General features: G+C 60.1%; 11 protein-coding genes. 6 read left to right on the forward strand and 5 right to left on the reverse strand.

The window, feature by feature from the left end:
- Nucleotides 1–56 precede the first annotated feature (56 nt).
- Nucleotides 57–935 carry a helix-turn-helix domain-containing GNAT family N-acetyltransferase gene (locus tag WDB91_RS12915; protein ID WP_339112951.1) on the reverse strand — a complete coding sequence of 293 codons (879 nt, stop codon included), beginning with the start codon at nt 933–935 and terminating at the stop codon, nt 57–59.
- Nucleotides 936–1047: 112 nt separating this feature from the next.
- A complete protein-coding gene (gene recA, locus WDB91_RS12920) occupies nt 1048–2115 on the reverse strand; it encodes a recombinase RecA (protein WP_339114522.1) in 1068 nt (355 codons plus the stop codon).
- Nucleotides 2116–2330: 215 nt separating this feature from the next.
- On the opposite strand from recA, the gene WDB91_RS12925 reads away from it, so the two are divergent.
- Entirely contained in the window at nt 2331–2939 is a 609-nt protein-coding gene (locus WDB91_RS12925) for a hypothetical protein (RefSeq protein WP_339112952.1), read from the forward strand.
- Here WDB91_RS12925 and WDB91_RS12930 read toward each other — a convergent pair.
- Both WDB91_RS12930 and WDB91_RS12935 read right to left on the reverse strand, forming a co-directional pair.
- Nucleotides 2927–5272, reverse strand: coding sequence for an ATP-binding protein (locus WDB91_RS12930; protein ID WP_339112953.1), 2346 nt, complete (start codon nt 5270–5272; stop codon nt 2927–2929). The two genes, WDB91_RS12925 and WDB91_RS12930, sit on opposite strands and share 13 nt — an antisense overlap.
- A 98-nt stretch (nt 5273–5370) precedes the next feature.
- Nucleotides 5371–6540 carry an RsmB/NOP family class I SAM-dependent RNA methyltransferase gene (locus WDB91_RS12935; RefSeq protein WP_339112954.1) on the reverse strand — a complete coding sequence of 390 codons (1170 nt, stop codon included), beginning with the start codon at nt 6538–6540 and terminating at the stop codon, nt 5371–5373.
- A 246-nt stretch (nt 6541–6786) separates the two neighbouring features.
- Between WDB91_RS12935 and guaB the strand changes: the two genes are divergently transcribed.
- Nucleotides 6787–8235: an IMP dehydrogenase gene (guaB, locus tag WDB91_RS12940; RefSeq protein ID WP_339112955.1), complete on the forward strand. Its 1449-nt coding sequence runs from the start codon at nt 6787–6789 to the stop codon at nt 8233–8235.
- An 87-nt stretch (nt 8236–8322) separates the two neighbouring features.
- Here the strand turns inward: guaB and WDB91_RS12945 are convergent, their stop codons facing one another.
- A complete protein-coding gene (locus tag WDB91_RS12945) occupies nt 8323–9222 on the reverse strand; it encodes a GNAT family N-acetyltransferase (protein WP_339112956.1) in 900 nt (299 codons plus the stop codon).
- A 293-nt stretch (nt 9223–9515) separates the two neighbouring features.
- On the opposite strand from WDB91_RS12945, the gene WDB91_RS12950 reads away from it, so the two are divergent.
- From WDB91_RS12950 to WDB91_RS12965, 4 genes are all read left to right on the forward strand, one after another.
- On the forward strand, nt 9516–10661 hold the full coding sequence (locus tag WDB91_RS12950) for an outer membrane protein transport protein (protein WP_339112957.1): 1146 nt from the start codon (nt 9516–9518) through the stop codon (nt 10659–10661).
- 74 nt (nt 10662–10735) lie between these two features.
- Nucleotides 10736–11608 carry an ATPase gene (locus tag WDB91_RS12955; protein ID WP_339112958.1) on the forward strand — a complete coding sequence of 291 codons (873 nt, stop codon included), beginning with the start codon at nt 10736–10738 and terminating at the stop codon, nt 11606–11608.
- A 55-nt stretch (nt 11609–11663) separates the two neighbouring features.
- On the forward strand, nt 11664–12584 hold the full coding sequence (gene metA / locus WDB91_RS12960; RefSeq protein WP_339112959.1) for a homoserine O-succinyltransferase: 921 nt from the start codon (nt 11664–11666) through the stop codon (nt 12582–12584).
- Nucleotides 12559–13527, forward strand: a complete 969-nt coding sequence (locus tag WDB91_RS12965) for an alpha/beta hydrolase (RefSeq protein ID WP_339112960.1) — start codon at nt 12559–12561, stop codon at nt 13525–13527. Before metA ends, WDB91_RS12965 begins: the two co-directional genes overlap by 26 nt.
- The last annotated feature ends 20 nt before the right edge of the window (nt 13528–13547 follow it).

The raw sequence follows: 13547 nt of genomic DNA on the forward strand, positions 1-13547 counted from the left end.
TAGCGCCGCGCGGGCTGGCTGTCCAGCAAAGCGCGGCGAGATCGGGCTGTTGTGGTCTATAATTCCTTGCGGAAGAAATAATCGGCATAGGGGTTATCGTTATAGCGCTCGATCTCGGACCAGCCGGTTTTAAGATAGAAAGCCCGTGCCTCGGGAAGTTTTGCCGAAGTATCGAGCACCAGTTCCCGATGCCCCAAAGCATAGGCGCGTGTCTCGGCCTCGCGCATCAAACGCTGAGCGAGCCGCATCCCACGCGCCGAGGGATCGACCCAGAGCCGTTTGATTTCAGCACGTTCCCCCATATCCTTGAGCGCGACACATCCCATCGCCACCCCTTCGGAAAGGGCAAGAAGGAAGGTCCCACGCGGCGGGCGCATAGCATAGGCCTCGGGCTCGCCGGAGCGCGCGCGGTCGAAGTCCTCGCCAAAACGACGTGACAGCTCGGCCACATAGGCGTTCACACAGGCGATCGCGCGGGCATCATCGGGATCGACCTCGATAATTTCGATCCGCTCGCTTCCGATCACCGAGGCGACAAGATCCACAGCCTTCAGGAACGCGTCGCGATCTTTCACCCGCGCAAGCACGGCCTGCGCCGCCTGATCGGATAGGGCCTCATAAGCCTCGAATTCCCGCTCCCCTTTACGCGTGCGCAAAATGCGCTTGCGGCGGCCGTCTTTCGGATCGGGCGAGAGAACGATCAGCTCCTCGGCCTCGAGCTTGCGCAAAAGCCGGCTCATCAGGCCGGAATCGAGATTCAACCGCTCACGCAGTTCACCGACATCGGAAACTCCCGATCCTACCGAATGCAGCACCCGCGCCTCCAGAAGCGGCCGCCCGCGCCCCAGAAAGCTCGCATCCAGCGCTCCGAGTTCCAGCGTCACCACCCTGTTGAAGCGCCGCAGGCGATCCACGCCTCTTTCGACATCCCGCATAATACCTGACCTATGTTTTACATTATATCTGACTTTAGTCAGCTTAATCTGCCAAGCAATAAAAAACCGGGCCATGACGGTCCGGTTTTCTTACTACGCTTACAAAAGAGGCTTATTCCTCTTCTGTCAGCGCATCATCCTTATCGTCGGAATCGAGGTTCAAACCATGGCTCGAACGGATCTTCGCTTCGATCGCATCCGCAACATCGGGATGATCACGCATGAACTGCTTGGCGTTCTCGCGCCCCTGCCCGATCCGCTCATCTCCGTAGGAATACCACGCGCCCGATTTCTCGACGACACCGGCCTTTACGCCAAGGTCGATCAACTCGCCAACCTTGGAGATGCCTTCGCCATACATGATGTCGAATTCGACCTGTTTGAAGGGCGGCGCCACCTTGTTCTTGACCACCTTCACGCGGGTCGCGTTCCCCACCACCTCGTCACGGTCCTTCACCGCGCCGGTACGGCGGATATCCAGACGCACGGAGGCGTAAAATTTCAACGCGTTACCACCCGATGTGGTTTCGGGGTTACCGAACATGACGCCGATCTTCATACGGATCTGGTTGATGAAGATGACCATGCAGTTGGAACGGCCGATCGATGCGGTCAGCTTGCGCATGGCCTGGCTCATCAGGCGTGCCTGCGCACCGACCGTCGCATCGCCCATGTCGCCCTCGATCTCGGCTTTCGGCGTCAGTGCCGCGACAGAATCGACCACAACAAGGCTCACCGCGCCCGAGCGCACGAGCGTATCGACGATTTCAAGCGCCTGCTCGCCGGTATCGGGCTGCGAGATCAGTAGTTCATCAAGATTAACGCCCAGCTTGCGTGCATAGGACGGATCCAGCGCATGTTCGGCGTCGACGAAGGCACAGACCCCGCCCTTCTTCTGTTCTTCCGCGACCGTGTGAAGCGTTAGCGTGGTCTTGCCCGAGCTTTCGGGCCCGTAGATCTCGACGATCCGGCCCTTCGGCAACCCACCGATACCCAGTGCGATATCCAGCCCCAGAGAGCCTGTCGAGGTCGATTCAATATCGATCTTGGCGCCTTCGCCAAGCTTCATGATCGAGCCTTTGCCAAATTGTCGCTCAATCTGCGAAAGCGCCGATTCCAGTGCTTTCTGCTTATCTGCTTTCATCTTGTCCGCCATATCGAAAAGGCCCGCCGTTACCATTAGGATCATCTCCTTATTTCACAGTGCACGCCGGATCACAATTGCCCGGACATGGTGAATGTTCTAGTAATGTTCGTTAAGCCGAATTTGGGACCAAAACAAGAACAATTCAAGCCATCGGCTTCATAAACCTTGCGCCCGTTTGGTTAATCAATAGTTTATATGCCAATTGCATCGCGGCAGATGCACAGGATCGATAAAATTTTAGGCGGACAATGCTCATATTCTGGGACCAAAAGCTGGTTTTTCTTGCGACACCAAAGGCCGGATCGACAGCGATCGAAACCGCGCTGGAACCCCTCGCCTCTGTTTCGATGCAGCGTCCGGTTCCTCTCAAGCATATGACGGCGCTCGATTTCCACAACCATCTCAAGCCCTATCTGACAGAGAATTCCGACACCCCTTTCACAACCGTCGCCCTGATCCGGCATCCCGTGGAGTGGTTGCGCTCATGGTATCGTTTCCTGCTGCGGGATAGCTTCGATCTACCCGAGAACCCCCTTCAGGGGAAAAGCTTCGAGACCTTTACCCTGGATTTCATGACAGGTTCTCTTCCGGCTTATGCGCAACTCAAAACTCAGGCCCATTATCTGACCGACGGTCAAGGCAAACTGCTTGTGGATCGACTCTACCGCTACGAAAACATTCAGGATTTCGTACATTTTCTCGAAGACCGGTTGATGTTCGAGATATCGCTGCCACGGATCAATGTGCCGCCTATGGTCAACACGGATCTGAGCGCGCCCGTCGAGGCGCGCTTGGTTGCATTCATGGCAGATGATTTCCACCTCTATGAGGAAATGGCTCAGCCTCAGCCAAGCTGATTCTGCACCGTCGCCGTGAGTTCGCTGAGCGAGAAAGGCTTGGGCAGGAAGGCCGAGCCCTTGATCGGCGGTTTGCCATCGAGGAAAACATCCTCGGCATAGCCCGACATGAAGACAACCGCCGTACCGGGACGCTTCTTGAGCGCCTCGACCACCCATGTCGGCCCATCCATTCCCGGCATGATGACGTCGGTCACGAAAATATCCACTGTCAGCCCCTCGTCCTCGAGGATTTCCAGCGCTTCTTCGGCATTCTCGGCTTCGAAAACGGTATAGCCGCGCAATTTGAGCGCGCGCGACGCAAAAGCCCGCACCGGGGCCTCGTCCTCGACCAGCAATACAGTGGCCGTGCGGTCATTCTGCGCCAGTTCCTGCGTGACGATCGGCTTGGCAACATCCTCCTCATCGGCCTGTGTCTTGTCATGCGCGGGAAGCAGGATCGTGAAACAGGTGCCCGAGCCGAGCACCGAGTCGCAGAAGATATAGCCCCCCGTCTGCTTGATGATCCCGTAGGCCGTCGAAAGCCCCAAGCCGGTGCCCTCGCCCGTGCGCTTGGTCGTGTAGAAGGGTTCGAAAATCTTGATCAGCTTGTCGGGCGCAATCCCCATACCCTCGTCGATCACCTTGACGGAGACGTAATCGCCTTTGGGTACCGAGACTCGATCGCGTTTGAAATCTTCCTTGAGATAGAGGTTCTCCGTCTCGATCCGGATCTCTCCGCCTTCCGGCATGGCATCGCGCGAATTCACCACGAGGTTCATAAGAACCTGTTCGAGCTGGCGTTTATCGGCCCTGATCTGGCGCAGATCGAGGGGGTGCTGGAGCGACAGCAAGACCTTCTCCCCAACGAGGCGATTTAGCAGATGGGTCAGATCGGAGAGCGTATCGCGCAGATCCAGCACCTGCGGTTTCAAGGTCTGCTTGCGCGAGAAGGCCAGCAGCTGTCCGACCAGCGACGCCGCACGGTTGGCATTCTGCGAGATCTGGTCGAGATCGGCAAAATCGGGATCGCCCTTATCGTGGCGCAGCATCAGCAGATCGCAATGGCCCGAAATCGCCGTCAGCAGGTTGTTGAAATCATGCGCAACACCGCCAGCCAGCTGGCCGATAGCCTGCATCTTCTGGCTCTGGACGAATTGCGCCTCCAGCGTTTTCAGCTGCGTCGCATCCGAAAGAACCGCAACCAATCCGGGACGCCCCTCCTCGACCACACGGCTGAGCGTGATCTGAAGATAGGTCTCCTTATCGCCGTGACGGGTCCGGAGCACTTCAGGGCGATGTTCGGCACGTCCTGCCAGCGCATCGACGACCCAGTCATTCACCGGCCGCCCCAATCCCTCGAACATATCGACCATCGTCGGATTGGGCGGCAAAAGCCCTAGGAGCGCCCGGCTGGCGCGGTTGGAAGCAATGATGCGCCCCTGCCCGTCCACACGCAAAAGCGCCACGGGAAGCGCCTCGAACGAGGCCGGATCATGCGGGATCGGCCGGTTTTCCGACACAGGGAGCAGATAGATCTCGCGCCGACCCGCGCGAGCCTCGATCTCGGACACAAGGCAGCGGATCGGGCCGTTCGGCGTTCCGATCTCGTGCTCTTCGCCCGAACGCAGAGGCAGGTCATTGAAAATACGGTCGAGCGTGCGATACCGTTCGCCCGTTAGGCGGCGCAGTGCCTCATTCATAAACAGGATCGTGCCGTTTTTAGACGCGGTCAGCATCGGCAGGCTGATGGTCTCGGCCCCGCGCCCGCCAGAGGGGCGCTCGGCCATATCTTCCAGCCGCCAGAGGAAATCACCATCGCCGATCTGATGCACCGACAACCGCACATGGCCGCGACGGGTTACCAGATCCTCGCGCGCAGCGCCCAGAGCCGTAGCCTTTGCCTGCAACCGGTTCAGCACCGATCCGGGATTGGCAAACAGCTCGCCCAATGTATGGGTCAGGCTTTGCTGCCCGCGCGAGCCGAACCGTTCCAGCGCCGCGCGGTTCTGATAGCCGATCTCTCCTTCCGCATCGGTCGTGAAGGAGGGCGAGGCATCCTGCGCCACGAAATTCGCGATCTGCAGATGCATCTGTCGCCGCTGCCTGCGCGCCCAGACCTGGGTCAGCTTCATTCCGACCGAGATCGCCACAAAAGTTGTGGCCACCGCAAACAGCGCGATCATCACGATCCGGTCCTGCACCACCAGCCCCGCCACGATCGCCCCCAGCGCCGCCATCAGCAGATATACGGCACCAGAGCTCGCAACACCGGCATTTCTGCCAATGTTCTCCACGGGCTGATCGGGATGCGCCACCTTATGAACCTCGTTTTTGTCTTTGTTCTCAGGCATGAAGCATCAAATCAGTTAAGGGCAAATTAACAGGCATCAAAGCACAACCTCTAATTGTGTCTCCTGCGGCGGATATATACGAGGCCAGCGACCACAGATCATTCGGCCACACGCTTGAATATCGAATAGAAAAACCCGTCCGAGCCATCCTGAGTGGTCAGCTGGCGATGGTCAATCCATTCCCATTCAGGGTTAACCGAAACTTTCTGAGCCTGCTGGTCATTCTCGCATTTAAGCAGCGAACAGGTCATGTAGACGAGATATCCGCCCGGCCCGACATAGGCCTGAGCCTCGCGCAGGATCCGGTCCTGAAGACGCACCAGCTCATCGAGGCGGGCGGGCGTCAGTGCCCATTTCGCATCGGGTGTCCGCCGCCAGGTGCCCGATCCCGAACAGGGCGCGTCGATCAGCACCATATCCCACTCTCCCGCCACGGTCTCGGGCAGGAGCACATTGATCCGCGCGCCCGCGCGCCCGGCACGGACCGGCAGATCCTTCATCCGTCCCGCATCGATATCATGCGCGTCGATCTTCAGATGCGGTGCATGCGCCGCAAGCGCCAGCGCCTTGCCGCCACCGCCCGCGCAGTAATCGAGCACGCGCGAGACGCCCTCGAGCGGCAGCGCCTCTATGGCGATCTGCGAGGCAAGATCTTGCAGCTCGACCGAACCTTCCTGATAGGCACGGGCATTGCGCAGCTTGCGCGCGCCCCGCGTCACCTTCAGCGCACTCAGCGCCGCCGGATGCGGCTCGGCATCGATATCATCGCAGCGCAGCTGGGCTTGTGCATCCTCGCGCGTGCATTTCGCCAGATTGACCCGTAAGAACACTGGCGCGCGTTCGCGCTGCGCCAGACTGACCGGCCCGAAATCCGCGCCCAGATCGTCCTTGAGCCGGGGAACCAGCCATTCGGGCCAGTCAAGCAGCTCCACCCCCTCGGGAACCGGCCCCAGCAGCGCCTGTTCTTCCTCGGGCGAGAGCGGCGTAGGCGCATGCCCGATGCCGGAAAACACCTCGGCCAGATCCCGCCCCTCGGCGCGGCAGGCCCCGATCATCAGACCCCGTCCGCCCGCGCTCCCGCCCAGACGGGCAAAACTCTCGCGGCAACGCAGCGCATCGAACACATGGTCGCGGATCGCTGCACGGTCTTTCGAGCCTGCAAAGCGGTTATTGCGTGCCCATGTCGTCAGGCACCGCTCCGCCGGATTGCCCGACAGAACCAAATCCAAAATCTCGATCGCTGCTGCGACCCGGGCTGCCGGGGTCATGGGAACCTCTTCCTTTTTCCTATCGCTACGCAAAGATCGGTGACTTTGCCAGTGTTGTTCACGATTTAGCCAGTGCCTTGTGGCAATCAAACTCCCGACGTTGCGTGAGCCCCACACCCCGACCCATTGCCCTTTTCTCGGGATGCACAGCCCCTATGCACGAATCATTACGTTCATGGGGTTGCTTTTCCTGTGAAGTGGTGAAAGGAGGAAGCGTCAAACGAACCCTGCCACGGAGACCCGGTTATGCAGATTCGCGAGGCGCTTACCTTCGACGATGTCCTTCTAGTTCCAGCAGCATCCAGTGTGCTGCCCTCGACGGCCGATGTTTCGACCTTCGTTACCAAATCGATCCGCCTGAATATCCCTCTTCTCTCCTCGGCCATGGATACCGTGACCGAAAGCCGCATGGCGATCGCCATGGCTCAGGCTGGCGGAATGGGCGTAATCCACCGCAACCTGTCGGTGGACCAGCAAGCCGAGGAAGTCAGCCGTGTGAAGCGGTTCGAATCCGGCATCGTCTACAACCCGATCACCCTGCGCGCCGACCAGACGCTGGCCGATGCACAGGATCTGGTGACCCGCTACAATGTCTCGGGCTTCCCCGTGGTGGACGAGAACAACCGCGTGGTCGGCATCGTGACCAATCGCGACATGCGCTTTGCCTCGGATGCCAAAACGCCCGTCTCGGCGATGATGACCCGCGATAATCTCGCCATCCTGCAAGAGCCCGCCGACCGCGACGAGGCCCGCAAGCTGATGAAAGAGCGCCGGATCGAGAAGCTTCTGGTGACCGATGCCAATGGCCATCTGACGGGTCTTCTCACGCTGAAGGATAGCGAGAAGGCTGTTCTGAACCCGCTCGCCTGCAAGGACGAGAAAGGTCGCCTGCGCGTGGCTGCGGCCTCGACCGTCGGCGATGCAGGCTATGAACGTTCGACCGCGCTTGTGGATGCGGGGTGCGATCTGATCGTGATCGATACCGCGCATGGCCACTCTGCGGGTGTTGCCAAGGCTGTCGAGGCGATCAAGGCCTACCGTTCGGATGTGCAGGTTGTTGCAGGCAATGTGGCAACGGCGGCCGCTACCAAGGCGCTGATCGATGCGGGCGCGGATGCTGTGAAGGTCGGCATCGGTCCGGGCTCTATCTGCACCACCCGTATTGTGGCGGGTGTTGGTGTTCCGCAGTTGACCGCGATCATGGATTGTGTGGCCGGCGCAGGTGATACCCCGATCATCGCCGATGGCGGCATCAAGATGTCGGGCGATTTCGCCAAAGCCATCGCGGCAGGTGCCAGCTGTGCCATGGTCGGCTCGGCGATTGCCGGGACCGATGAATCTCCGGGCGAGGTCATCCTCTATCAGGGCCGCTCCTACAAGTCCTATCGTGGGATGGGGTCACTGGGTGCGATGGCACGCGGCTCGGCCGACCGTTACTTCCAGAAGGATGCCGCATCCGACAAGCTCGTGCCTGAAGGGATCGAGGGTCAGGTTCCCTATAAAGGGGCAGCCGGTGCCGTGATCCACCAGATGGTGGGCGGTCTGCGCGCGGCTATGGGCTATACCGGTTCGGCCACGATCCAGGATATGCGCAAGGGCTGCGAATTTGTCCGTATCACCGGCGCGGGCCTGAAGGAAAGCCATGTGCACGACGTGCAGATCACCCGTGAAAGCCCGAATTACCGCATCGGCTGATTGCGGGCCTTTGGTGACAGAACCCCGATCCGGAGCATGGGAATGCTCCGGATTTTTCTTTGCCCGAAGACGCTCAGGCGGAGGTGCCTAGATCGGCAGCACCAGCATGGTTGCCCCGAGGCGATGCACACTCGCGCCTGTGCCAAGCTTGAAACGCATCAGCCCGGCGCCCTCTTCGGAATTGATATCGCCCAGATCGATATAACGAATACCCTGCGCCCTAAGCGCGATCGAGACCTGCCAGAGCAGGAAGTTATGCGCCCCCGTCTTGCGCCCTTCCTCACCGGACCAGCCCAGTTGATAGGTCGCCGAGCGCCCATGGCACATCATGACAACCCCTGCCAGCCGCTCTCCCGCATCGGATTGCACCCCAAGAGAGAGCACCGATCCGGGCATCGCCATCTCCCATGCGGTGGTAAAGTCACGCGGCAAGGCCTTGTAACCACGTTTTTTTCTTTGCTGATGCTCGGCATCCAGAAGCCAAGCCGGATCTTCCTCCAGCGTGATCCGCATCCCCTTTCGTTCGGCCGAAGCCAAGCGGTTGCGCCATTTTCCGTCCAGAGAAGACCGCAGATTGGCCACATCCGGGCCCAAGGCCCAGAGCGCCTGATGGCGCGCGGTGACGATGGGGATCAGGCCACGCCCAGCAACCGGTGCCTCGGGCGTTGCGATAAACAGACCCGGCGCAAAACGCCGTGCGAGTGCCCGCAAAGCCCGTGCCCGATCCGCCTCGGAAACCCCCTTGGCAAAGACAGGCCCACGCCCGAGCCACCACAGACCGCGCCGTCCGATCACCTGCGCCAGCGCGATGCGCTCTTCCTTCAGCGAAAGCACCAAACGGGCCACACGCCGCCCCCCCGCCCGCGCAATCTCGCCATAGGCACCGAATTGCTGATAGGCAGGTGGATATGCAGCATTGAATGCCTGCAGAGCGGCATTCCACCCTTCGGCATCCAAGCGCGATTCTGTAACCGATATCCTGTTCATAGTCTCTGTTAAGCACAAATTCACCTAACGCGTGCTTAATGCCATCCGAACTCTCGAAAAAAGGGACCGGAAATGTCGAGCAAAATGAACCTGCCGGAGATACCGGCCCCGCGATATACGGTCTGGGCCGCAGCTATCATCGCCTGTGCGCTTTCTGCCATATGGTTGATCGGATTCACGATCTTTCATAATTTCTGGTGACTTATAGCGCAAACACACCTAGGGGGCGAGTTGCGCCAGACGTAGCCTCACACGTCCGATTTCTTTGATATTTCCCTTGATGGACCTTTGCTATGCTTGCACCGCTCACGCTGATGACGACTTGTGCCCTCTGCGCTCTTTCGACCGCGCCGGTATTTGCAGGCGGCATCGAGCGAACTGCCTTTTCGACCGGCCTCCTCTTCGAACAGGGGCGTGTCGTGCAATTCGAGCTGGGCGGCTTCCGGCCTGATGTCTCGGGGCGGCTTTCTCCGGCCTTCGGGCCGCTGGCGGGCACAGGATCGGGAGATATGACGACGGATTTCGGTCTCTGGACGTTGGGCGCCAAGCTGCTTCTGGGGGACAGAACGGATCTGATGATCAGCTTCGATCATCCCTACGGGGCCGATGTCTCCTATCCGCGGACCGGCTCCGGCTATATTCTCGAGGGCTCCTCCGCAACTCTGGATAGCAGCGCTCTGACCGGCGTTCTGCGTTACCGCCTGACCCCTGCCATCTCCACCCTCGCAGGTATTCTCGTGGAACAGATGACAGGGATCGCCAGTCTGAACCTTGCCCCGCCCAGCCTGCCGGGCGTCACCCTCGGCTATGATGTGGACGCCTCGCGCGAGACGGATATGGGGTATATCCTTGGGGTGGCTTGGGAAAAGCCCGAGATCGGCGCGCGCGTGGCGCTCACCTATCTCTCCTCGATCACGCATGACTTCGACGGGCGGGAAACCTATAGCACGCCCTATGGCAGCCAGACCGCCACCACGAGCTGGACGAGCGAGATCCCGCAATCGGTGCTCCTGGAAGCGCAAACCGGTATCGCCCCCGACACGCTTCTCTTCGGCACCATCCGCTGGACCGACTGGAGTGCGTTCTCGGTGGCTCCCGGCCTCTACCGCGCCACCGCCTTCAGCAGCGACGGTAGCAATCTCGTTGATCCGATCGAGGATACGGTGACCTATTCGCTCGGTCTCGGGCATCGTTTCACCGAAAGCTGGTCGGGCGCGGTGATCGCGACCTATGAACCCTCGAGCGGTAATATCGTGGGCAATCTCGGTCCGACCGATGGCTATCGAAGCCTCACGCTTGCCGCGACCTGGACCCATGAGGCCGTGTCGAGCAGCTTTGCACTGCGCTATGTCGAGATTGGCGGCGCCGACACACGCATCGCCGGGTTCGATGACAATTCCGGCTGGGGTGCGGGGATGCGGATCAGCTACCGTTTCTGAGCGCAAAACACCCGTGACCTTCGCCCCATAACCCGATAAAGCTGCAACCAAATGCAGACGGGGTGGGCATGCCGATGAGTTACAGATCACCGATCTACAAAACACAGGCCGAGTGGCTTTCGACAAAGAACAAGCAGGTTCTGCTGTTTGCCATGTCGGGTCTGGGCAAGACCTATCTTTCGTCGATGCTCCGCGCGGCGGGCGGCTGGTTCCATTACTCCGTCGATTACCGGATCGGCACCCGCTATATGGGCGAGTATATCGCCGACAACTTCAAAAGCGAGGCGATGAAGGTCCCGTTCCTGCGTGAACTGCTGTTGCAGGATGCGGTCTATATCGCCTCCAACATCACATTCGACAATCTGGCGCCCCTCTCGACCTATCTGGGCAAACCCGGATCGCCGCAAAAGGGTGGTCTGCCCTTCGAGGAATACATGCTGCGCCAGAACCAGCATATGCGCGCCGAGACGGCGGCCCTGCTGGACACGACCCATTTCATTCGTCGCGCCCGTAACATCTATAACATCCCGAATTTCATCTGTGATTCCGGTGGTTCGATCTGCGAGGTGGTCAACCCCGAGGATCCAAAGGACCCGATCCTGTCGGAGCTTTCCACCCACAATCTGATGGTCTGGATCGAGGGCTCTGACGCCCATACCGACGAGCTGGTGCGCCGTTTTGATCGTGCCCCCAAGCCCATGTATTACCAACCCCAGTTCCTCGAACGGAAATGGGTGGAATACCGTGTGGAGCGCGGCCTCAAGGAAGACGAGGTGAACCCTGATGATTTTGTCCGCTGGACCTACCGTCAGGCGCTCGAACACCGTCAGCCGCGCTACGACGCGATGGCGCGGAACTGGGGCATCACGCTGAAGGCCGAACAGGTGGCAACCGTGCGCGATGAACAGGACTTCACGCAGCTGATCGCCTCCGCCCTTCCCAAATAACCTGTTAGCACCTATCTGCTAAATCCCGCCAATACCCCTTTTCAGGATTAGACCAATGCCCATCACCCTCCCCGAAACGCTTCCCGCCTTTGACATCCTGTCGAAGGAAGGCGTCATGGTGATGAGCCCGGGGCGTGCAGCGACGCAGGACATCCGGCCCCTGCGGATCGGGCTCCTGAACCTGATGCCGAAGAAGATCCAGACCGAGAACCAGTTCGCGCGTCTGATCGGTGCGACGCCCCTGCAGATCGATTTCCAGCTGATCCGTATGAGCGAGCACCAGACCAAGAATACGGCGGCCGAACATATGGAGGCCTTCTACCGCCCCTTCGCCGAGGTCGAGGCCGCGGACGAGCGCTTTGACGGGCTGTTGATCACCGGTGCCCCGATAGAACATCTGCCCTTCGAGGAGGTCACCTATTGGGACGAGCTCCGCCGCGTCTTCGACTGGGCGCGGACCCATGTGTTTTCCACCTTCGGCGTCTGCTGGGGCGGCATGGCGATGGCCTATCACAACAACGCTGTTCCCAAACATATCCTGCCCAAGAAACAGTTCGGCCTCTACCGCCACGACAATTGTGACCCGACCTCGGTATTCCTGCGCGGATTTTCCGATGACTGTCTGGTGCCCGTCTCGCGCTGGACCGAGATGCGCCGATCCGAGATGGAGGCCGCGGGGCTCAAGATGCTGCTCGACAGCCATGAAACCGGCCCTTGTCTTGTCGAGGACAGCGCTTCGCGCGCACTCTATGTGTTCAACCACTTCGAATATGACAGCACCACGCTGAAAGAAGAATATGATCGTGATCTGGCATCGGGGAAACCGGTTGCCCTTCCCGTGAATTATTATCCTGAGAACGACCCCAGCCGGATGCCTAAAAATCGTTGGCGCAGCCATGCCCATCTTCTTTACGGCAACTGGATCAACCAGATTTATCAGGATACCCCTTATGACCTTCGCGATATCGGCGCTTAAATATCCGCTTTTACTGGCGCTTTGCGCGGGGGTGGTGTCGGGCTGCACCGTGCTGAAGGCTGAACATCGCGAGGCGCGCGCAGAGGCCCGCTATCCGCCTACCGGCACAATGGTGACGCTGGCGGATGGCCCGCATGCCGGCCAGATCGTGCATGTGAAGGTCGAAGGTCCGGAAGATGCGCCCCAGATCGTGCTGATCCACGGCGCATCGGGCAGCCTGCGCGACATGACCTTCCGGCTGGCCCCCGCGCTTGTCGAGGACCACCGGCTCTTCATCGTCGACCGCCCCGGTTTCGGTTATTCGCAGCCGATGGAAGATGACAGCATTTTCCAGCAAGCCGCCGTGCTGCGACAGGCAGTGGACCAACTGGGCGCGAAGACCCCGATGGTTCTGGGCCATTCCTATGGCGGGGCAGTGGCGCTGGCATGGGCCACGCAAGCGCCCGACAGCCTCAGCTCTCTGGTGCTTCTGTCAGCGGCGTCCCAGACATGGGAGGGCGATCTGCCATGGCTTTACAAGCTGACAGCGCCGCCATTGGGCCAGACGCTTGCCGTGCCGCTGATCACCGCTTGGGCCCCCGAGAGCGCTGTGACATCCGCAGTCGAAGAGGTCTTCGAGCCCGAAGCGATGCCCGACGGCTATATCGCGCATTTCGGCCCCGATATGACCCTGCGCCGCGTCACGATGCGGGCCAATGCACGCCAGCGGGCGCATCTGAAGGCCGAGATTGCGCAGATGGTCCCCGATTATGGCAAGGTGAGCGTGCCGGTCGAGCTGTTGCATGGCGATCAGGACACCACCGTGGGGCTAGAGATCCATTCGCGCCCCACGGCCCGTGCCCTGCCCCATGCGCGTCTGACTGTGCTCAAAGGTGCAGGCCATATGATCGAGCAGACCCGCGTGCCTGATGTGCTAGAGGCCATCAAGCGGCTCGAAAATTGACCCGCTGCTACGTGGGTCAG

This window comes from Thioclava sp. GXIMD2076 (genome assembly GCF_037949795.1).
GTDB lineage: Bacteria > Pseudomonadota > Alphaproteobacteria > Rhodobacterales > Rhodobacteraceae > Thioclava > Thioclava kandeliae.